Genomic DNA, 21,565 nt, shown 5'->3' with positions numbered 1-21,565 from the left:
TCGCCGCTGTCATTGCCGGTCACTTCTCACGCTCGCATCGGACACGGATGGTGTCCAGGTGCATCCCGGTGTCACAAGGAGCGTGCCGGGCGCGCCTGGACGCACCGAAAAGCCCCGGCGCGCATCGCGCGCCGGGGCTTCGCTTCCGTCGACCGGTCGTGTGGGGTACCCCCGGGGCAACGGGCCCGCGTCGATCGGAGGTCGGCTAACCGAAGAAGGCCTTCACCACCGGACCGGCGGCCGAGCCACCGGACTTGCCCTTCTCCACGAGCACCGCGACCGCGACGTCGTCCTTGAACGCGATCATCCAGCCGTGGGTCAGGGTCTCGCCCTTCTCGTCGAACTCGGCGGTACCGGTCTTGGCGCCCACCGTGCCCGGGATGCCCTGGAGCATCTTGCCGGAGCCGTTCGCCACCACGCCCTGCATCAGCGCCTTGAGCTGGCCGGCGATCGACGGGTCCAGGGGATGCGAGGGCACCCGGCCCGGCACGTCGTCGGGCGCGAGCACCGGCTGGTTGAACTTGCCGGAGGCGATCGTCGCGGCGACCGAGGCCATCACGAGCGGGCTGGCCAGCACCCGGCCCTGGCCGATCATCGACGCGGCCTTGTCGTTCTCGCCGTTGGCCGTCGGTACCGAGCCGTCGAAGGTGACCGTGCCGACGTCCCACTTGGCGCCGATCCCGAACTGGTCGCCGGCCAGCTTGCTCAGCGTGTCGTTCTGGATCTTGGCGCGGTTGCCGATGAAGGCCGTGTTGCAGGACTGCGCGAAGTCGTCCTGGAACAGCGCGTCGGGCATCGGCTTGAGGCCGTCGTAGTTCTTGAACGTCTGCCCGTTGACCACCAGCGTGTTCTCACACGGCACCTTGTCGGTCGGCTTGATGCCGGCCTGCAACAGCGCGCCCGAGGAGACGGTCTTGAAGGTCGAGCCCGGTGGGTAGCGCCCGGTGAAGGCCCGATTGTCGCCGTTCGACGGGGTGTTCGCGGCGGCGGTGATCCCGCCGGTCTTGGCGTCGAGCACCACGATCGAGGCGTTGTTGCCGCCGGTCACCGCCTTGAGGGCGTCCTCGGCCTGCTTCTGCACGGCCGGGTCCAGGGTGGTCTTCAGCGACTCCGCCGGCTTGCCCTTGACGTCGACCAGGGTCGCCTTCTCCGCGCCGCCCGCGTCCACGACGGTGATCTTCAGGTCGGCGACGCCGGCCAACTTCTTCTCGTAGCGGTACTGCAGGCCGGAGGCGCCCACCTGGTCCGCCGACGAGGCACTCGGGTCGGCGTTCTTGAGCAGGTCGGCGTTGTCGCCCGAGGCGACCGTGCCGACGATCTGCTTCGCCACGTCGCCGGACTGGGTCGCCCCCTCCTTGACCTGGATCCCGCCCAGGCCGGCCAGCTTGACCTGGCCGCCGCCGTCCCACTTCTCCTTGCGCAGCGTCACCAGGGGCAGCGACTGGTTCGGATCCGCCGCCGCGACCCGGCCCTTGAGTTTGGGGATGTCCAGGTCGAACATCGGGTCCGACAGCGCCGCGTACAGCGCGTCCGGGTTGGTGATCTTGGCCGGCCACAGCGACAGCGCCACCACGGGCGTCGTGGTGGCCAGCGACTTGCCCGAGCGGTCCAGGATCTCACCGCGCTTGGGCAGCGTACGATCCCGCTTGATCTTCCCGCTGTCCGCCAGTTGCGGGTGCACGATGGTCTGGGTCCAGTGCACGGTCGACTTGCCGTTCGCGGTGACGATCGGGACCGTGGACGCGATCTTGACCGGGTCCGCCACCCCCTTGAGGGTCAACGTCGCGTTGTACGCGAGCGTGGCCGGCGCGTTGTCCTTGCCCTTGGTGTAGGCGCCGGCCTTGTACTCGGCCTTGGCGATCCCCAGTTGCTTGCCCGTGGTCTCGAGACCCTGCTTGGCCGTGGCGGGGTTGTCCGTGAAGGACGCCGCCTTGGTCGTGTCGCCGCTCTGCCACGCGGCCAGGAAGTCTCTGGCCGTCGTCTCCGAGGTGTCCTTCTTGTCTTCTCCGCCGCTGCACGAGGTCAGCCCGGCGACCACGACGACCGACACCATCAACGGCACGGCCGACGGCAACCGTCGCATCCTGCTGCCCACCAGATTCCTCCCGTACGTTCCGCGAACCCCCGACAACCGCCGGCGGCCTCCGGTCACGCTACCGGGGCCGCCGGGGCGAATCGGTCATCGGGCAGGTGTACGAGCCACTTGTGACCTGGTTGTTGAGGTGCTCCGAACGAGGGAGTGAGGGATCGCCCTCAACCCTGCGCGAACGGGAGCCGAATTGCCCGCGGGAGGAAACCGGTCTCTCATCCGATGCGTCGGTAGGAGCAAGAGGGTCAGCCGGGACGGGGGCCCCGCACTGACCGTTGGCACCGTCGAGCAGGAGGAGAACGGGGCGATGGGGACCACACGGATCGCCATACCGACACCACCGCGTTACGGGTGGCAGGAGGACGCGGCATGCAGGGGCCTGGACGCCGGCCTCTTCTTCGGCGACGACCAGGAGCGACCCGGCGAGCGCCGGGCGCGCGAGCGGGTCGCCAAGAAGGTCTGCATCTCCTGCCCCGTGCGGCGGCGCTGCCACGAGCACGCGATGTCGGTCCCGGAACGCCGGGGGGTGTGGGCGGGTCTCGGCGAGACCGAACGCGCCGCGCTGTTGCGCGAGCAGGAGCAGGGACACGACCGGGAGGAAACCACGACGGCGGCCTGACCGGGCCGACCGTCGGGTCCCGCCGCGGACGCCGGTGACCGGGGGGTCACGCCGGCAGATCGTCCTCGGTGAGCAGACCGCGCACGTCCAGTCGGGCCCGTACGTGCGGTGCGCAGGCGTCCACCACCACCGCCGCGCCGATCCATTCGGCGCCGGCCTCGGTGACCATGCGCCGCACCGCGCTCGCCTGTGCGCCGGTCTCGATCCACTCGTCGACGAGCAACACCCGGTCGCCCGGGCGGAACAACCGGCCCGGGACCACGAGGGTGAGGCCGCCGTCCTGGTATTCGGGCGGGGTGGCGGCACGCAGCAGGGGATCGGCGGCGGGGCCCCGGTACTCGCCCACGATCCGTCGATCCTTGCGGATCTCCACGAAGCCGACGCCCAGATGCAGCGCGGTGATCGGACCGAGGACGAGGCCGCGCGTCTCGATCCCGACGATCAGTGTCGGTCGCGCGTCGGCGTGCAGGGCGCCGAGCCCGGGGCCGAGCATCGCGAGCAGTTCGGGGTCGTGCCACCACTCGGACGCGTCGGCGAAGGTGCCCCACGGGGTCTCCCGCCAGGCGAACGCGTCGGCGAGTCGGCGCGCGACGGCTCCCAGGCTGCCCTGACGGCTCGTCACCTCGGCGCCCACCCCGTTTCGTTCCCCGCACCGGCCCGTGTCGATCTTCGACCGGAGAGACTACCGGGACGAGCACACCGCCACGGACGCGCCCGAACGTCCCACAGTCGCCGCACCCGAGCTCGAACACCCCTCGCCCCCACCCACGGGCTCGAACAACCGTCCCCATCCGCGAACTCGGGCGATACCCGTCCCCCGCAGGCAGACTCGGGCAGCCTGCGGTTGCCACACACGAGCCCGCGCCACACTCCGCCGCCACACACAGGCTTCGACAACCGCCGGCCCCGTGCGGACACGAGCGGCACTCGGCGACCGCACACAGACTCGGCCAACCCGCCGTCACCACACACGAGCCCGCGCCACACTCCGCCGCCACACAGGCTCCGCCAACCGCCGGCGCCCGCGAACTCGGACGGCACTCGGCCACCACACGCAGACTCGGCCAACCCGCCGTCGCCACACACGAACCCGAGCCACACCCCGCCACCACACGCACAGACTTCGGCAAGCGCCGGCGTGCGCGGCTCGAGTGACACTCGGCCACCGCGCGCAGACTCGGCCGGCCTGCCGTCGCCACGTACGAGCCCGAGCCGCGCTCCGCCGCCACACGCACAGGTTTCGGCAACCGCCGGCGTGCGCGGACTTCGGGGGCACTCGGCTGCTGCCCGCGGGCATGGGTCGCCCGCAGTCGGCGCGCGGTCTGGGCGGCCTGCGGTTGCCGCACGCACAGGCTTCGGCAGCCGTTGGCGTGCGCGGATCGAGGCGGCGCCCGGTCGCCGCGCGGCCTGCGGTTGGTGGGCGGGGGTTGGGGCCGGCCGTGGGCGACGGCAGTCGCCTGCCTCGACTGCCGTCGTCACATGGTCAGTCGGCTCCGGGCTGGTCCAACGGCTGTTCGACCAGCGCCAGTACGCGGCTGGCCATGAACCGCGCCGTGCGCACCACCGTGCCCGTTCGGGTCAACTCGCTCACCTCGACCACGCCGCGCCGGACCGCGACGTCGAGCCGGCGCCCCGCGCGGGTCGCGGTCATCTCGTAGGTTTTGGTGCTGTCGCCCGCGTCGACCACTATCTCGACCCGATCGCCCTTCATTCGTGCCCCCTTCGACCGATTACCTCCATCTTCTCCCACAGGTCCGACATCGACGGGCGCCCCGGCGGGGTGGTCCGGCACCGACTCCGGGGCGCCTTACCGCGCCGGGCACCGGGGTTCCTCTAACGTGTCTCGCACAGGGAATTCGGGCAGACGAAACCCGGACGACGGCACCACGCGAGGGGATCGGGCACACATGACGATGGTGCGGCTGCGACGGCAGGATCCGCGCATCGTCGGTTCGTATCGGTTGCTGCGCCGTCTCGGGGCCGGCGGCATGGGCGTGGTCTACCTCGGGGTGGACCGGCACGGCACCCGGGTCGCGCTCAAGCTGATCCGCCAAGAGCTGGCCGGGAACCCGGAGTTCCGCTCCCGCTTCGCGCGCGAGGTGGCCGCGGCGGCGATGGTGCGCGGCAATCGTACGGCCGCCCTCGTGGACGCCGACGCGGGCGCCGAGCGGCCCTGGCTGGCCACCGTGTACGTGCCCGGCCCGTCCCTCCAGCGCCGGGTCGGCGAACGCGGCCCGCTGGGTTGCCTGGACCTGGCCCGGATCGGCTCGGCGGTGGCCGACGGCCTGGTGTCCGTACACGCGGTCGGCGTCGTGCATCGCGACGTGAAACCGTCCAACATCCTGCTGTCCCCCGACGGGCCGCAGATCATCGACTTCGGCATCGCCTACGCGGACGGCGCCGGCACCCTGACCGTCACCGGAACGGCCGTCGGCTCACCGGGATTTCTGGCCCCCGAACAGGTGCGCGGGCAGACCGTGACACCGGCCACCGACATCTTCGCGCTCGGTGTCACGCTGGCCTACGCGGGGCGCGGGGCACCGCCGTTCGGGTCGGGGCCGGTGGACGCGCTGCTGTATCGCGTCGTGCACGAGGAACCCGACCTCGAGGGCGTGCCGGAGCAGGTGGTGCCGTTGATCTCGGCGTGCCTGTCCAAGGATCCGCGGATGCGGCCGACCGCCGAGCAGGTCCGCGAGCGGCTGGCCGCGATCGCCCGGCGGCGCGAGGCCGAACGGGGTACGCCGACGCGCGGCACGGCGGCGGCGCCGTCGACCGCGGCACCGGCCGCGATGAAGGGCGGCGCGACGGTCGCGGCGGGGCCGAGGGAGCGAGACCGCGAGCGGGAGCGGGAACGGGCCAGGCGCGAGGCGGCGCGGCGCGAGGGGGCGCGGCGGGACGAGGACACGCGGGCCGAGCGCTCGGCGGCGCATCGGACGGAGACGGGTCGGCCGGAGTCGGGTCGGCCGGAGTCGGGGCGCGCGGAGCCCGGCCGGGGGTCGACGGAGGGGCACGGCGCGGGTCGGTCCGAGTCGGGTCGGCACGACGGGGCGCGGCACGAGGCGACTCGTCCGGACGCGGCTCGGCACGACGCGCGGGCCCACGGGTCCGAGGGCCAGGGGTCCGATCGGCGCGGCGCGGACGGCGGGCGGGCGGAGCACGCGGTCCGGCACGAGCCCGGGCGGGGCGACGCCGGGCGGCACGAGCCGCGGCAGGAATCGGCCCGGCACGAGACGCGCCCCGACGGGGGCCGGCACGACACGGGGCGGCCCGAGGCCGGCCGCGGCGAACGCTCCGAGGCCTCGCGCGGTTCGACCGCGGAGCGGGGCGAGCGCGCGGAGCGGCCGAACTCCTCGGATCGTTCGAGCCACCCGGATCGCCCGGAGGGCAAGCGGGCCGGCCGGGTCGACCACGGCCCGCGCTCCCGCGCGGGCTCCGGCTCCGGCCCCGGCTCGGGGTCCGCGTCCGGCGCTCCGCGCCGCCGTCGGCCCGAGGAGCGACGGCGGTTGCTGATCCAGCAGTTGGTCGTCTTCGTGGTGGTCACCGCGATCGCCGCGTTCGCGATCGCCGCGTTCCAGAGCGACGGCGGCGACGACGGGCCGAAGGTGCCCGCGGCCGCCGACCCGGCGCCGCCGCAGGCGCCCGGGCCGTTCCGGATCGGCCCGGCACACGGCTCGATCCCGATCGCGGACTGGTCGGACCGCACCTACTCCGACCCGTCGGTGAGCGGCGCCACGGTCACCCTGACCGACGGCACGGCCGTGGTCGGCAGCGATCGGGTCACCCTCGGCGACGTGGTCCCGGCGAGCCTGGACGGCGCCCCGGCGGTGGTCGTGGTGCTCACCCGCACCCCCGGCGCGGGCGGCCCGGCGACGCACCTGGTGGAACTCTTCCGCTTCGCCAACGGCGCGCCGACCACGGTGGCCGCGCTCGCCGCGGTCGCGGATCCGCAGGCGGTCGCCACCCGCTGGACGGTGGTCGAGGGCGGCATCTCGCGCATCCAGTCCTACCTGGACGTCCCCGACGTGACCACCCGCTACGTGGTCGGCCCCTCCGGCGTCCTGGTCCCCACCGCCTGAACACGGTCGCCAGCGCCGGCACGGACCCTCCGCCCGCGCACGATACCTATCGGGGCGATCCGGGTGATACGAACAATCCGAGGAATTCGGCCGCTCCCCACGGTCGGCGGGCGCTCTGCGGCCGAGCCGCACAACGCCTCAAAGCGCCCGCCGCAGCCGGCGTCGAGCCGCCCCTGTGTCGTGCCGGGCCGACTCCTGAGACGGCCCGCGCCGCCCGGCCCCCCGCCACCCGAGCGCGGGGCCCAACACCCCACTCCGCCATCCATCCCAACGACGACGAGGGGCATCCGGCTCGGGCCGGATGCCCCTCGTTCGTGTGTACCGCACCGCCTCGCGCGCCGCGTCGGATCACGCGGTGTCCGGCCTCAGCCGAACTGGCGTTCCAGGTCCTTCAGTTTGCGCTCCAGCGAGTCGAGCCGGGGCAGCGTCATGGTGTCGTCCTCGGCGGTGAGGTCGATGACGTCGCGCCGCTCGGCACCGGTGGAAGTACCCGTCGCCGCCGGGAGTTCGCTCGCTCGCGCGGGAGAGGCAAGAGCCGGACGGCCGGAAGAGCCGTTCGGGTCGGCTGAGCCGCCGTGGCCGGAAACGTCGTTTCCGGCTATAGCAGGCTCCGAGAGTGCTTCGGAGCCGCCACCTCCCGGCAGAGCAGCCATTTCCTGACGTGCGGCGCCGCGCCGACCGAAGTGGCCGGTGCCCTCGCCGCGGCTGAGCGCCTTGAGCTGCGCCCGCTCGCGTTTGCCGTCGATCCGCCGGCGCTCGCGGTCGTCCTGCTTGGCCCGCTTGTCCTCGCGGACCTCCTCGACCGCCTCGTCGAGGGTGCGCACGCCTTCGAGCAGCATGAGCGACCAGGCGTTGAACGTCTCGTGCGGGGCGCGCAGCCACCGCACGATCCGGATCTGCGGCAACGGACGCGGTACCAGGCCCTGTTCGCGCAGCGCGGCGCGACGGGTCTGCTTCAGCGCACGGTCGAACAGGACGGCCGCGGAGAGCGACATGCCGGCGAAGAACTGCGGCGCACCGGCGTGCATGTCGCCGCGCGGCGCATGCACCCAGTTGAACCAGGCCGAGGCACCCGCGAACGTCCAGACCAGTATCCGCGAGCCGAGCGCCGCGTCGCCGTGGCTGGCCTCGCGCACCGCGAGCACGGAGCAGAACATCGCCGCCCCGTCGAGCCCGAACGGCACCAGGTACTCCCAGCCGTTGGCGAGCCCGAGGTTCTCCCGGCCGAAGCCGACCAGGCCGTGGAACGACAGCGCGGCCGCGACGCCGGCGCAGACGAACAGCAGCGTGTACGAGGCGACCCCGTACATCAGCTCCTTGCGCCGCCGGCGATCCTGCTCACGCTCCCAGTTGTCGGATCCTTCCCCGGTATCCGTCGCATCGGCCTTGCGGCGTCGGACGACCAGATACGCCACAAGCGCCATAAGGGCGACCAGTTCCGCCAAGCCGACGAGGGCCCAGGCCAGGGGTACACCCATGATCTCCAACGAGCTTTGCCTCGCTTCCCGTTCCTGATCCGATTGCGCGGCGCCCCATACTGGCGGAATTTCGCCTGGTGCGGGTCGAATCCACCGAATATCCCGCGTGTGGGTGACGGGACATTCCCCCGCACATCCACTTTTTCGGCCGCCCGTGCGACCCGAACAGGCCACTGCGCCATTTTGGGCGACGCTCGACCGTACTGCACTTCCGCGCACACGCTAGTCCAAGATCACATTCGATCGAAATTGGCATGACGCGATCGGCATGTCGTGAGACAAATCAGGGAAGGCCGTTGCCTCGAATTCCGGGATGATCGGAAGAAACATCTCAACAAACGCAAGAAAGAGAGAAGCGGATCACTACCAACCAAGTACACAAACGAAAGCATTCGGGCGTCAACCGGGACGCAGGTGATCGGATCAAAATGCATCGGATCACCGCCTACCTGGACGGACGGCCCTACCGGCTGATCACCCCACGCCCGTCGAACACGACCCGGTTCGCCGTCAACTGCTTCCACGACAGCTGGCACGTGGTGTCCGACCGGGCCGGGGCCGTGCTGTTCGCCCGGTTGATGTGGGGCCTGGCGCACGAGCGATACCCGAACACCCTGGTGGTGATCGACCGCCGCCACCTCGACCCGAACCCGTTCGACGCCGAACCCTCGCCGCCCATCGTGCTGTTCGCCGGCGAGCGCACCCCGTTCGGCGGCCGCGCCGCCCGCGACCTGCGCCGACTGCTGCCGACGCTGGGCCGACCGGACGGCACCGTGTACTGGCGCACCCACGGCCTGGACGCCGCGCTCGCCGACCGCGACGCCTGGATGCGGCGGCACCCGGAGCCCATGTGGGATTGGGAGCGCGAGCGCCGGCACAAGCGTAGGCCGGAAGACACCCTGCGGGAGGGCCTGTTGGTACTGCCCGCGAACGCCGACGCGCTACGCCGCGAGGCGGTGTGCATCGCGGGCATGGAAGTGTCCGCCACCACGCCGATGGCCTACGAGTACCTGCGCCGCTACGAGTTCCAGATCTTCCACGACTACCGGCGCCGGGTGAGCGCGGCCCGGACCGCGCGCCGCGAGATCGAGGAACTGCCCGTGCCGCCGAGCCGGTTCGCCCCCTGGAGGTATCCCGACACCGACGCGCCCCGCCTGCACATCTGGGACCGGGGCACCGAAGTCCGGCTGGCCCGCATGCGGGGGCGCCGCGTACACACCCGCCCGGACCTCTACCACACCCGCTCGATCAACGACATCCAACGTTCGGGCGCGACCGCCCGGGAACGCCACTACGATCCCCCGTCGAACACTTGAGCCCACGGACCCATCGCCCGACTTTCCCCCATTCGGCCGCCACCCACTCAGCCGAACGCCACCGCATAGAAGGCGACCGCCGCAGCGGCACCGACGTTCAGCGAGTCCACCCCGTGCGACATCGGGATCCGGACCAACCGATCCGCCGCGGCCAACGCCTTCGCGGTCAACCCAGGCCCCTCCGCGCCCAGCATCAACGCACATCGATCGGTGTCCGCGGACGGCAACTCGTTCAACGCCACCGACCCTTCGCCCGGAGTCAGCGCTAGCAACGTCAACCCCGCCCCCCGCAGCACGTCGAGGCCGCCGGGCCATGGGTCCAGGCGCGCGTACGGCACCGAGAACACCGCGCCCATCGAAACCTTCACCGACCGCCGGTACAGCGGATCCGCGCAGTCCGGCGACAACAGCACCGCATCCATGCCGAGCGCCGCAGCGCCCCGGAAGATCGCCCCGACGTTGGTGTGATCGTTGACCCCCTCCAACACCGCGACCCGCCGCGCACCGGCCACCAGATCACCCACCGCCGGCAACACCTTGCGCCCCATCGACGCCAGCGCCCCGCGATGCACCTGATACCCCGTCACCCGCTCGACGACCTCGGGACTACCCACGTACACGGGAACGTCCGTGCCCTCGATCACCTCGGCCATGGTCTCCAGCCAACGCTCCGAGAGAAGCATCGACCGCATCGGATACCCCGCCTCGAGCGCCCGCCGAATCACCTTCTCCCCCTCGGCCATGAACAACCCCTCGGCCGGTTCACGCCGCCGCCGCAACTCGACATCGGTCAGGCCGGTGTAATCGACAAGACGAGAATCACCCGGATCCTCCACACAGATCACAGACATCCAACCAGTCTCCCAGCCCCACCCGAAGACCCGGCAAGCAAACGCAGCCAAGCAAGCGCAATCACACGAACACAACCGGACAAACAAACCCCGGCAAACCCAGACAGACAAGCGAACACAACCACCGGGGCAACCAACAACCAGCGGCCAACGACCGTCGATCAACGGGTCGACGGTCGGCGGGTCCACACGCTGCGGTCGGCGGGTCGGCGGGTCGGCGGGTCGGCGGGTCCGCAGGGACGGTCGGCGGTCCGCAGTCGGCAGGCGGCGAGTCAGCGGGTCCGCAGGCGGCGGGTCCGCAGGCGACGGTCGGCGGTCGGCGATCGGCGGTCCGCAGTCGGCAGGCGGCAGGCGGCAGGCGGCGGGTCTGCGAGTCGGCGGGTCCGCAGTCGGCCGTCGGCGGTCCGCAGTCGGCAGTCGGCAGGCGGCAGGCGGCGGGTCTGCGAGTCGGCGGGTCCGCAGTCGGCAGTCGGCGGTCCGCAGTCGGCAGGCGGCGGGTCGGCGGGTCCGCAGGCGACGGTCGGCGGTCCGCAGGCGGCGGGTCCGCAGGCGACGGTCGGCGATCGGCGGTCCGCAGTCGGCAGGCGGCAGGCGGCAGGCGGCGGGTCTGCGAGTCGGCGGGTCCGCAGTCGGCCGTCGGCGGTCCGCAGTCGGCAGGCGGCGGGTCGGCGGGTCCGCAGGCGACGGTCGGCGGTCCGCAGGCGGCGGGTCCGCAGGCGACGGTCGGCGATCGGCGGTCCGCAGTCGGCAGGCGGCAGGCGGCAGGCGGCGGGTCTGCGAGTCGGCGGGTCCGCAGTCGGCCGTCGGCGGTCCGCAGTCGGCAGTCGGCAGGCGGCAGGCGGCGGGTCTGCGAGTCGGCGGGTCCGCAGTCGGCCGTCGGCGGTCCGCAGTCGGCAGGCGGCGGGTCGGCGGGTCCGCAGGCGACGGTCGGCGGTCCGCAGGCGGCGGGTCCGCAGGCGACGGTCGGCGATCGGCGGTCCGCAGTCGGCAGGCGGCAGGCGGCGGGTCTGCGAGTCGGCAGTCGGCAGTCGGCAGTCGGCAGTCGGTCACTGCACCAAACCCGACCAATCCAGCCCGTCCGGCGTTTGAGGACGCTCGCCGCAGGCGCCCCGGAACAGCAACATCACTCACCGAACGCGTCGCACCTCAGCCCGTCCGGCGCTTGAGGACACCCACCGCAACCGCCCAGGAAGCGCAACCACGACCACCCGACGCAAGACCACCCCAGCCCGTCCGGCGTTTGAGGACGCCCGCCGCAGGCGCCCGGGAACAGCAACATCACCCACCGAACGCAACACACCTCAGCCCATCCGGCGCTTGAGGACCAGCCGGCCGCAGGCCCGGCGCCACCAACCACAACGCCAACCCAGCCCGGAAACCGAAACCATCCCTCAGCCCGTCCGGCGCTTGAGGACCCGCGGGGGCCGGGGGGCGGCCCCCACCCGGGTCGACCCCCAGCCCATCCGGCGCGTGAGGAGCGGCCCGACCCGTCAAGGGGTGAGCGCGGCCACCTCGCCGATGACCACGATCGCCGGCGGCCTGATCCCGGCCGCGGCCACCTCCCCCGCCGCCGCGACCAGCGACGTGCGCAACACCCGCTGCGTGGCCATCGTCCCCTCCTGGATCACCGCGACGGGAGTCGAAGCCGCACGGCCGTGCGCCACCAGCGCCGCCGTGATCGGCCCCAGCCGCTCCACCGCCATCAGCAACACCAGCGTCCCGCGCAGCCGCGCCAACGCCGCCCAGTCCACCAGCGACCGAGGGTCCTCCGGCGCGACATGCCCCGAGACCACCGCGAACTCGTGCGCCACACCCCGGTGGGTGACCGGGATGCCGGCTATCGCCGGTACCGAGATCGCACTGGTGATCCCCGGCACCACCTGACAGGGCACACCGGCCTCCGCGCAGGCCAGCGCCTCCTCGAAGCCCCGCCCGAAGACATAGTTGTCCCCGCCCTTGAGCCGCACCACGAAGCGCCCCGCCTTCGCGTGCGCGATCATCGCGTCGTTGATCGCCTCCTGGGCCATCGCCCGCCCGTAAGGGATCTTCGCCGCGTCGACCACCTCGACATGCGGCGCCAACTCGCCGAGCAGCGCCCGCGGCCCGAGCCGGTCCGCGATCACCACGTCGGCCTCGGCCAGCAGCCGTCGCCCGCGCACGGTGATCAGGTCCGGGTCGCCCGGACCGCCGCCGACCAGCGCCACCCCCGGCAGCACCCCGCTCGGGCGTTCCTTGCGCGCGGCAAGCGACCCGTCGTGCAGGCCCTCGACGATGCGATCCCGCACGCCCGCCGCCCGCCGCGGGTCGCCCCCCGCCAGCACCGCCACGGTCAACCCGTCGTGCCGCCCGCTGGCCGGCGTCCAGGCGCTGGCGTGCGAGGCGTCGTCACAGCGCACGCAGAACACCCGTCGGGCCTCGGCGTCGGCCGCCACCGCCTCGTTCACCTCGGCCACATCGGTCGCGGCCAGCGCGTACCACGCCCCGTCCAGATCACCGGGCGCATAGGCCCGCCGCGCCCAGCGCAGTTCGCCGCCGCTCGCCATGCCCTCGACCGCGGGCGTCGCCTCGGGGGCGACCACGAGCACGTCCGCGCCGGCGTCGAGCAGCGCGGGCAGGCGACGCTGGGCGACCGTACCGGCGCCGACCACGACGACACGGCGACCCTCCAGGCGCAGGCCGGCGGGGTAGGCGGGGGGACCAGGAAGTCGGGACATCGTTCTCACTTTTCCGGGTGGGGCTGGGCGCTCCGCGTACGCGGTGCTCGGTGGGTCCGTGGTGCTCCGCGGCGTTCCGGGAGCCGGCCGGCTGGTTCCGGCCCGCTCCCGGGACACCACGTTTCACCGCGCGGAAAGGGCACCTCTGCCACTCCATCGTGGCCGAGGTGCCCTTCTGCTGCTGCGGGCGGGACTCGAAAAATAGCCGAACCAGTCGGTATCAGTCGATATCAGTCGGTCTTGCCACTGACTCCCGCCGAGTCGAACGTGGCCACATCGTGCAGTACGCGCACCGCGCTCTGCACCAGGGGCAGAGCCAACACCGCGCCGGTGCCCTCGCCGAGCCGCATCTCCAGCTCGACCAGCGGACGCAGCGACAACTTCGCCAGCGCCGCCGCGTGTCCCGGCTCGGCCGACCGGTGCCCGGCGACGCACGCCTGCACCGCCTCCGGCGCGATCGCCTGCGCGACCAGCGCCGCCGCGCCCGCGATCACGCCGTCGAGCACGACCGGGACGCGCAGGGCCGCCGCGCCGATGATGTAGCCGGCGATCGCCGCGTGCTCCAGGCCGCCGATGGCGGCCAGTACGCCGATCGGGTCGCCCGGGTCGGGTTCGTGCCGCGCGAGCGCCGCCTTGACCACCTCGATCTTGCGCCGGTGCGTGGCGTCGTCGATCCCGGTGCCGCGACCCGTCACCTCGGCCACGTCGGCCCCGGTGAACACCGAGATCAGCGCGGCGGAGGCGGTCGTGTTCGCGATCCCCATGTCGCCGGTGAGCAGGCCCCGGTTGCCCGCGGTGACCAGGTCCCGCGCGGTTTCGATGCCGACCTCGATGGCGGCGATCGCCTCCTCGCGGGTCATCGCCGGGCCCTGGGTCATGTCGGCGGTGCCCGGCCGGATCCGGCGCGGCAGCAGTCCGGTGGCATCCGGCAGCTCGGTGGCGACGCCGACGTCCACGACGCACACCTCGACACCGATCTGCTTGGCGAACGCGTTGACCACCGCGCCGCCCGCGAGGAAGTTGCCCACCATCTGGGCGGTGACCTCCTGCGGCCACGGCGACACGCCCTGCGCGTGCACCCCGTGGTCGCCGGCGAATACCGCCACGGCCGCGGGCTCCGGGATCGGCGGTGGGAACGTCCGGGCCAGGCCGGACAGTTGCGCGCCGATCGTCTCCAGGATGCCGAGCGAGCCCGGCGGCTTGGTCATGTTCCGCTGGTGCTCCCACGCCGCGCCGAGCGCCTTGGCGTCGAGCGGCCGCACCGACTGGAGCGTCTCGTCGAGCAGGCTGACCGGCTCCTCGCCGGGCAGGCCGCGCCGACCGTAGGTCTCCTCGTGCACCACCCACGACAGCGGCCGGGCCTTGGCCCAGCCCGAGGTGGCCAGCTCCGGCTCGTCGGGGAAGGCGTCCACGTAGCCGACGCACAGGTACGCCACCACGTCGATGTGCTCCGGAAGCCCGAGCGCCGTGGCCAACTCACGCTCGTCGAAGAAGCTCACCCAGCCGACTCCCAGGCCCTCCGCCCGGGCGGCGAGCCACAGGTTCTCCACCGCGAGCGCGCTGGAGTAGGGGCCCATCTGCGGCTGGGTGTGCCGACCGAGGGTGTGCCGACCGCCGCGCGTGGCGTCCACGGTCACCACGATGTTGACCGGGGTCTCCAGGATCGCCTCGACCTTTATCTCCAGGAACTGCTTGGCCCGGGCCTTGGGCAGCGAGGTGGCGTACGCCTCCCGCTGGCGCTGGGCCAGTTCCTGGACGGTGACCCGGGTCTCCTCGGAGCGGATCACCACGAAGTCCCACGGCTGCGAGTAGCCCACGCTGGGCGCCGCGTGCGCCGCCTCCAGGACCCGGACCAGCACGTCGTCCGGCACCGGGTCGGGCCGGAACCCGGCCCGCACGTCGCGCCGCTCGCGCATGACGCGGTGCACCGCCTCGCGCGCCGCGTCGTCGTAGCCGGGAGCGGCGGGGCCACGATCGACCTCGGGCACCTCCTCCTCGGCGACCTCCGCCTCCGCGTCCTCGGCACCGTCCGTGCCCTCGGCCGCCTCCGGGGCGGCCGCGGCCTGCGCCGGCACGGGCTCGGCCGGCTGCGCCGCCTCGGCGGTCGCCGGCTCCCCGGGAGTGGTGGGCAGCAGCACGGTCTCGGCGGTCGCCGACGCCTGCGCGCCCGCGGTCACCGGCTCCGGCGCACCCTCGGCCCCGGCCGCATCCGGCTGCGTGGTCGCCTCGGGGGCGTCCACCGCGCCGTCGGCGACCACGCCGACCGGGCCGGCCGGCGGCGGCGGAATCCTGGGGATCTCGCCGGTCGCGGGCTGCGGCTGCCGTTCGGCGGCGGCGGTGGGGGTGACCCGGGGGCCGTGCATGGCGGTGCCTTCGTCGGACGTATGGGGAGCCGCCGGCGTGGCTCCGTCGCCGGAGTCGGCCTCGACCGGCCCCGCGACGGGCTCGGGGGCCGTCGCGGGCGGCTGTTCGACCGGTACCTCCTCGGCGAGGAGCTCCGCCGCGATGGCCCGCGTCGTCGGCCCGGCCGCACGCACCGGAGCGGCGGCCGGCGCCTCGACCGGCACATCCGCAGCGTCGGGCACGTCGACGCCGGCCGCCTCGGCGGGCACATTCGGGGCCGCGGGCGCCGTCGCACCGTCTCCACCGGGTACGTCCGGCGCACTCGCCGGCCCCCCGGAAGCCTCGGGCCCGACCGCCGAAGCCGCCCGCGCGTCCGGCACGTTCGCCGCCGGAGCCGGAACATCCGACCCGACGGGCGCACTCGCCGAAACCTCGGGAGCCGGTACGACCTGCGCCGCATCCGCTTCGACAGGCACCGCTTCGGCAACCGCGGTCGCCTGCGCCTCGGGGCCGGCGGCCGCAGCCGGCGCGCCCGCCCCATCCGCACCGACCGACGCCTGCCCCACGGGCACGGCAGCCGCATCGGCCGCCACATTCCCCGCAGCCGGCCCGGCCGCCGCCTCGGCGCCCTCGGGCCCGGCCTGCGTCGCCGCGGCCACACTCGCCGAAGCCTCGACGTCCTCCGCCTGCGCGACGGGGGCCGGCACCGGCACATCCGCCGGCGCCTCGACGACCGGCACCGCCTGGGCGTCGGAATCGGCGGGCACGGACGCAACGGCGCCCGAACCGGACACCGCCTGCACCTCCGCCGCCCCGGCCGCACCATCCGCCGGCGCCGCCTGCGCATCCGACCCGGCAGGCACCGTCGCGGGCGCATCCGCAGTCACGGCAGCCGGCGCGTCCGGCACGGCGGCAGCCGCCACCGGCGCACCCGGCGCGGTCGGCGAAGCCTCGGCGACCGGCCCCGCCGGTGCGGCGGACTCGACCGGCGCACTCACGGCGGGCTCCGCAGCGGGCACGGCCTGCGCCACGTCCGAAGCCGGCGCGTTCTCCTCAACCGGCGCTTCCGCAAACTCGGTTGCCGACTCGACCGGCTGCTCCCCCGGCACGGGCCCCTCGGGCGCCGGCACCACGGCGGGCGACGACTGCTGCGCCGGCGCAGCCGGCTGCCCGCCGACCACGCCGCCCACGGGCAAAACCACGGTCTCGGCCGGAGCCGCCTCCGCAGGTGGCCCGACCGGCCCGGCGGGAGCCGCAACCGGCTGCGCCGCCACGGCCTCGTCCTGGCTCGGCGCGGCGGCGACCGCCGCCTCCGCCGGGCCCTCGTTCACGGCCGCCGGCTCCGGCGGCGCCACCGGCCCGATGGGCGCGGCGGCAGCGGGAGTCGTCCCCTGCTCGGCCACTCGCTCCGGACGCCGTCGACGCCCCCCGGTGCCCTCGGGCACGACGGGGGCCACCGGCTGCGCGACCGCAGCCTGCTCGGGGGCGGGCGATGCGACGGCCGGCGGCGATGCGACGACCGGCGCCGCGACCTCGGCATCCGGCGTCGGCGCGGCCGCGGGCACCGGAACCGGCTCGGCGGTCGGCGCCGCCGTCGGGTCGACCGCCGGAGCGGCCCCCGGCAGCACGCTCGCGACCGCGTCCGGCGCAGGCTGTACGAACCTCGGCGGCATCGCCTGTGTCGGCACACCGGGCAGCGGTTGCGGTATGGCCGGCGCGGTCACCCCCTGCACGGGAGCGGCCGGCGTAACCGGCGCCGCGGACTCGACCACCACGGCCGGCTCGACGGGCGCGGCCGACGCCACGGCACCCTCGGCCACGACCGGCGCACCCTGCTCGACCGGCGGCGCTCCCGCCGCGGCGGCCTGCTCCCGCTCGGCCGGCGGCGGCACCACCGGCACCGCCAACGGCTTCTGCGCCACCGGGCCCTGTGCCGGGATGCCGGTGTTCACCGCGTCGCCCACGGGGTGCGCACCGCTGTGCGGCCCCGCCTGCTGCGGTACCGGCCCACGGCCCACCCGACGCTGCCGGCGCGGCGGCAGCGTGGTGCGCTGCGGCACGGCGGCGGCCACCGGGAACGGCGGCGTGTCGACCGGATTGCCACCCATGGGCTGCTCGGGCGCGGGCACCTGGGCCTGAGTCGCCGGCTGCGACTGCTGCGCCTGCGACCGATCCGGCTCCGCGGGCACCTGCACCGACTGCGGTTCCGGCTGCGCCGGTTGCCCCGGCACGTGCTCCGCGCCCTGCGCCGCCCGCACCCGCTGGCGCAACCGACCGCCACTGACGGCGGGCGCCGCTTCGGCACCCCCGGACGCACCGACCGGGGCGCCCCCGGGCGCCTGCCCGACCACGCCCTGCCCCACCGGGACCGCGCCGGCAGCCGGGCCGTACTCGCCCGCGACCGCGCCCGGCGGCACGAACCGCGGTGCCAGCGGCGGCGGCACCACGGGCACCGCCTGCGGCGGAACCGGCACGGGCACACCCGCACCCGGCCCGCCCGAAGCCGCCTCGGCCGCGCCCGGCACCGCCCCACCCGGGGTCTGCGCCGGCGCCGGGTACGGCTCGGCAACGCCCTGCGCCGGGCCGTACGCCCCCGCGCCGAACCCCTGCACCGGCTGCGGAACTTCCTGATGCGGCGTCATGGGACCGGGAGGATACGGAATCTGACCGGCCGTCAGAGGCGCGGCCGGCTCGGCGTAGGTCTCCGGCAGTTCGGGCTCGTCGATGATCATCGCGGCGAACATGCCGGACTGCGGGCCGGGCACGGCGTCGTACGCCTGCTCGACCGGCGGTACCGGGACCTGTCCCGAGGCGTCCTCGCCGGCGGCGACCATGCGGTCGGCCAGCGACATCCCGGGGGCCGTCGGTACGTTCGGGTCGGCCCAACCGGCCTGCGGGCCGGGCATCAACAGCGAGTCCTCGTCGTCCAGATCGTCGTACGGATACGGACCGGCCGGTTCCCCGACCGGACCGGTGCCGGCGGCGTGCCCGGCGGGGGCAGGGCCCACGCCCTCCCCGGCAGGTCGGCGCTCGTCGGCTTCGCTCATCGAACTACTCCTTCCAGGGCAGCCGCGAAGGCCAGCGTCGTGGCACGATCCCGCACCGCGATCCGAAGCCAATCCGGGCCCAGGCCCGGAAAGGTGTCGGCCCGCCGAACCGCGTAGCCTCGCTCCCTCAGCTGCTCGCGGATCTCTGGGCCCCCCTCGGTCCGCGCGAGCACGAACGAGGATCGGGGAACGACCGGTAGCCGCATCCCCGCAACCGTGCGCAGTCTCTCCACGAGGTACGAACGGTCAGCCGCGAGCGTAACGGCCAACGCCTCCGCCTGCGCCAGCGCCTCCGGCGTGCAGCACGCCTCGGCGGCGATCAGCGCCGGTGTCGACACCGACCACAACGGCTGAGCGTCCGTGAGGATGCGCACCAGATCCGGGGAAGCCAGGACGTAACCGATCCGAAGTCCGGCCAACGCCCAGGTTTTCGTGAGACTTCGCACAACGACGAGCCCGGGCAGGTCGCGCCGATCGGCCACGCTTTCGGGTTCGCCGGGGACGGTGTCGGCGAACGCCTCGTCGACCACGAGGATCCGGCCGGGGCGCGCGAGCGCGGCGATCGTGGCCGCCGGGTGCAGCACCGAGGTGGGGTTGGTGGGGTTGCCGAGCACGACCAGGTCGGCCGATGCGGGGATCCGCGCCGGGTCGAGCGCGAAGCCGTCGCGCTCGTCGAGCAACACCCGGTCCACGGCGTGCCCGGCGGCGCGCAGCGCCGCCTCGGGCTCGGTGAACTGCGGGTGTACGACGACCGCGTGCCGGGGGGTCAGGGTGCGGGCGAGCAGTACGAACGCCTCGGCGGCGCCCGCCGTGGGCAACACCTCGGCGACCGGGCGCCGGTGTCGGCCGGCGATCGCGGCGCGGGCGCGGGTGGTGTCGGGGTAGGCGGCCAGGTCGCGCAGGCTCGCGGCGAGTCGGTGCACCAGCCACGACGGCGGTTCCGCGAGCCGCACGTTGACCGCGAGGTCGACCAGGCCGGGCCCGATCTCCGCGTCGCCGTGGTGGCGCAGGTCCACGTCCGGGCTCACGCGCGCGCCCGACGTGCCGTCCCGATCGTCGGGTGCGGGCCCGTCCGGCTCCGTCATCGCGTCATTGCCCATGCTTTCCCGGCTTCCCGTGCCCCTGCCCGGCGTCACCGCCCGGTGCCCCTGCCCCGCCCGTGTCGTTCGTATCCATGATGGTGGTGATGGTGCCCGCTCCGACGGCCGGGGTCCCGGCGTTGATCGCGAGCAAGCACTTCCCGATCGATTCGCCGTACGAATTCGACCGCCACGGCGCCGAGTCGGCTCGATCCCACACCGATCACGACATTTGTCGATCCCCTTCACCACCCGTCGACCCCACGTGACGGGCAATCGCCACCGTACAGCGCGGACGCGCCCCCACGCCGCGCGTCTTCGCCACCACCAACTCGCCCGGCGGCGCGCCCGGTACCGGCCCGAGCCGGGCCGCGGCCTCGGCGACACTCGACGTGCCGACCGCCGCCAGCACCCGCTCGGACGGATGGGGCACCGGCACCTCGGCCAGGTCCGCCGCCGGCCGCGCGTACAGCGGCAATCCGAGCAGCGCCGCGCCGGCCACCAGGCCCGGCTCGTCCACCCGCGAGGCCACGGTCACCAGCGCGCGCACCGCCGAACGCGCCGCTCCGGCCCGCGCCAACGCGGCGCACACGCTCGCGCGCACCTCCTCCGCGCCGACCCCGCGCGCCGCCCCGATCCCGACCACCCACACCCGGGCGCCCGCCCCGAAGTCGGCCGATCCGCAGGCATCGTCCGCCCGCGGATCATCCGCCCGCCGACCACCCGTCACGAACGATCCCCCCACACCACGAACACCGGGTGCGCCGGCTCCAACCCCAGCGCCCCACCGCTCGGCGCCGACAACCGCGACGACTGCACCAGGCAGCCGTCCACCGTGTAGCCCGCCCGCTCCAGCACCGCACGCGCCTCGGCCACCCGGTCCACCTCCGACAGCCCGGCGACGATCCGCTCCGGACGCCGCGCCGCACACGCCGCCAGCGTCGAGGGCCCGCCCCCGCCGACGAACACCACGTCGGGCAACGGCAGTCGGGCCAGCACCTCGGGCGCCTTGCCGTGCACCACCTGCACCTCGACGCCGAACCGGGAGGCGTTCTCCGCGATCAGGTCGCACCGGAACGCGTCCTGCTCGATCGCGACCACCGCGGCGCCGTGCCGGGCGCACTCCACGCCGACCGAACCGCTGCCCGCGCCGACGTCCCAGACCAGATCGCCGGGCCGCGGCCCGAGTCGGGCCACCGCGAGCGCGCGCACCTCGGCACGGGTGATCGCGCCCGGGCGATGCGCGTACGACTCCTCGGCCAGCGCCCAGCCGCGCACCGGCCCCGGAAAACCGGGCCGTTCGCCCGCCAACCAGCCCGCGGCGGCGCCCGCGCGCGGCGCCGGACCGATCACGATCACCACGTCCACGTCGGACCACTCGTGCCCGATCGCGTGCTCCGCGGAGACCATCGAGATCTCCTCGTCCTCGGTGCCCAGCCGCTCGCAGACCACGAACGTGCGCGGCACGTCGGTGAGCAGCGCGGCCAGTTCGGCCGGACCCGCACCGGAACCGGTCAGCACCGCGACCTTGCCGAACGCCCGGCACAGGTTCGCCGCCCGCCGCACGTCCCGGCCCAACGCGCTGACCACGCGGGCGTCGTCCCACGCCATCGAGGCCCGGGCGAACGCCAGCGCGACCGAGGACACCGCGGGCACGATCTCCAACTCCAGGCCGTACTCGGCCCGGCGCAACAACCGCACGATCCCGAAGAAGCCGGGATCGCCGATCGCGAGCACCACCGCGATGCCGCGATGCGCGCCGATCCGCTGCGCGGCCACGTGTACGTTGCCCAGCACCACCCGTTCGGCCCCGTCGGGCACCTCGACGGCCGCCAACACCCGCTCCGGCCCGGCGACCAGCGTCGCCGCCCGCAGCGCCTGGACGGCCGGCGCCGACAGCGGCCCGCCGTCGTACCCGATCACGGTCACCCGATCAGCCATGGCCATCCCCCC

General features: G+C 74.1%; 13 protein-coding genes. 3 read left to right on the top strand and 10 right to left on the bottom strand.

The features are described 5' to 3' along the window. Positions 1-205 precede the first annotated feature (205 nt). Positions 206-2,095, bottom strand: coding sequence for a penicillin-binding transpeptidase domain-containing protein (locus B4N89_RS28585; RefSeq protein ID WP_143658119.1), 1,890 nt, complete (start codon positions 2,093-2,095; stop codon positions 206-208). A 301-nt stretch (positions 2,096-2,396) separates the two neighbouring features. On the opposite strand from B4N89_RS28585, the gene B4N89_RS28580 reads away from it, so the two are divergent. Continuing rightward, on the top strand, positions 2,397-2,708 hold the full coding sequence (locus tag B4N89_RS28580; protein ID WP_078978645.1) for a WhiB family transcriptional regulator: 312 nt from the start codon (positions 2,397-2,399) through the stop codon (positions 2,706-2,708). Positions 2,709-2,754: 46 nt separating this feature from the next. On the opposite strand, the gene B4N89_RS28575 is transcribed toward B4N89_RS28580, so the two are convergent. Together B4N89_RS28575 and B4N89_RS28570 are read right to left on the bottom strand one after the other, a co-directional pair. After that, the gene (locus tag B4N89_RS28575; protein ID WP_201260923.1) at positions 2,755-3,330 is read right to left on the bottom strand and encodes a phosphoribosyltransferase family protein; all 576 of its coding nucleotides are present in this window, start codon (positions 3,328-3,330) and stop codon (positions 2,755-2,757) included. Positions 3,331-4,191: 861 nt separating this feature from the next. Next, positions 4,192-4,419, bottom strand: a complete 228-nt coding sequence (locus tag B4N89_RS28570; RefSeq protein WP_078978644.1) for a hypothetical protein — start codon at positions 4,417-4,419, stop codon at positions 4,192-4,194. A gap of 196 nt (positions 4,420-4,615) precedes the next feature. On the opposite strand from B4N89_RS28570, the gene B4N89_RS51705 reads away from it, so the two are divergent. Further along, positions 4,616-6,784 (top strand): serine/threonine protein kinase, encoded by a 2,169-nt coding sequence (locus B4N89_RS51705; RefSeq protein WP_078978643.1) that lies wholly within the window; start codon positions 4,616-4,618, stop codon positions 6,782-6,784. 365 nt (positions 6,785-7,149) lie between these two features. Here B4N89_RS51705 and B4N89_RS28560 read toward each other — a convergent pair whose 3' ends face one another. Further along, entirely contained in the window at positions 7,150-8,271 is a 1,122-nt protein-coding gene (locus B4N89_RS28560; protein ID WP_414646395.1) for a DUF2637 domain-containing protein, read from the bottom strand. A 419-nt stretch (positions 8,272-8,690) separates the two neighbouring features. Here B4N89_RS28560 and B4N89_RS28555 point away from each other — a divergent pair, with 419 nt between their 5' ends. Then, complete coding sequence (locus B4N89_RS28555; RefSeq protein WP_078978642.1) at positions 8,691-9,578, top strand: hypothetical protein; 888 nt, start codon at positions 8,691-8,693, stop codon at positions 9,576-9,578. Between the two features lie 47 nt (positions 9,579-9,625). Here the strand turns inward: B4N89_RS28555 and B4N89_RS28550 are convergent, their stop codons facing one another. The 6 genes from B4N89_RS28550 to cbiE all read right to left on the bottom strand — a co-directional run bounded on the left by B4N89_RS28550 (position 9,626) and on the right by cbiE (position 21,553). Next, entirely contained in the window at positions 9,626-10,429 is an 804-nt protein-coding gene (locus B4N89_RS28550; RefSeq protein WP_078978641.1) for a TrmH family RNA methyltransferase, read from the bottom strand. A 1,490-nt stretch (positions 10,430-11,919) separates the two neighbouring features. After that, a complete protein-coding gene (cobA, locus tag B4N89_RS28545) occupies positions 11,920-13,143 on the bottom strand; it encodes a uroporphyrinogen-III C-methyltransferase (RefSeq protein WP_078978640.1) in 1,224 nt (407 codons plus the stop codon). 230 nt (positions 13,144-13,373) lie between these two features. After that, complete coding sequence (gene cobT / locus B4N89_RS28540; RefSeq protein WP_235618830.1) at positions 13,374-18,533, bottom strand: nicotinate-nucleotide--dimethylbenzimidazole phosphoribosyltransferase; 5,160 nt, start codon at positions 18,531-18,533, stop codon at positions 13,374-13,376. Next, complete coding sequence (cobC, locus tag B4N89_RS28535) at positions 18,530-19,618, bottom strand: Rv2231c family pyridoxal phosphate-dependent protein CobC (RefSeq protein WP_078979702.1); 1,089 nt, start codon at positions 19,616-19,618, stop codon at positions 18,530-18,532. Before cobC ends, cobT begins: the two co-directional genes overlap by 4 nt. Before the next feature lie 217 nt (positions 19,619-19,835). Next, entirely contained in the window at positions 19,836-20,342 is a 507-nt protein-coding gene (locus B4N89_RS28530) for a cobalamin biosynthesis protein (protein WP_235618829.1), read from the bottom strand. Further along, positions 20,339-21,553, bottom strand: coding sequence for a precorrin-6y C5,15-methyltransferase (decarboxylating) subunit CbiE (gene cbiE, locus B4N89_RS28525; RefSeq protein ID WP_078979700.1), 1,215 nt, complete (start codon positions 21,551-21,553; stop codon positions 20,339-20,341). Before cbiE ends, B4N89_RS28530 begins: the two co-directional genes overlap by 4 nt. Positions 21,554-21,565 lie beyond the last annotated feature (12 nt).

It is taken from the genome of Embleya scabrispora (genome assembly GCF_002024165.1).
Lineage (GTDB): Bacteria > Actinomycetota > Actinomycetes > Streptomycetales > Streptomycetaceae > Embleya > Embleya scabrispora_A.
This window is presented reverse-complemented; position numbering and strand designations above follow the sequence as displayed.

Coding starts and splice junctions, on each gene's coding strand:
- B4N89_RS28580 (WP_078978645.1), top strand. CDS start 2,397: ATGGGGACCACACGGATCGCCATACCGACACCACCGCGTTACGGGTGG.
- B4N89_RS28570 (WP_078978644.1), bottom strand. CDS start 4,419: ATGAAGGGCGATCGGGTCGAGATAGTGGTCGACGCGGGCGACAGCACC.
- B4N89_RS51705 (WP_078978643.1), top strand. CDS start 4,616: ATGACGATGGTGCGGCTGCGACGGCAGGATCCGCGCATCGTCGGTTCG.
- B4N89_RS28555 (WP_078978642.1), top strand. CDS start 8,691: ATGCATCGGATCACCGCCTACCTGGACGGACGGCCCTACCGGCTGATC.
- B4N89_RS28550 (WP_078978641.1), bottom strand. CDS start 10,429: ATGTCTGTGATCTGTGTGGAGGATCCGGGTGATTCTCGTCTTGTCGAT.
- cobA (WP_078978640.1), bottom strand. CDS start 13,143: ATGTCCCGACTTCCTGGTCCCCCCGCCTACCCCGCCGGCCTGCGCCTG.
- cobT (WP_235618830.1), bottom strand. CDS start 18,533: ATGAGCGAAGCCGACGAGCGCCGACCTGCCGGGGAGGGCGTGGGCCCT.
- cobC (WP_078979702.1), bottom strand. CDS start 19,618: ATGACGGAGCCGGACGGGCCCGCACCCGACGATCGGGACGGCACGTCG.
- cbiE (WP_078979700.1), bottom strand. CDS start 21,553: ATGGCTGATCGGGTGACCGTGATCGGGTACGACGGCGGGCCGCTGTCG.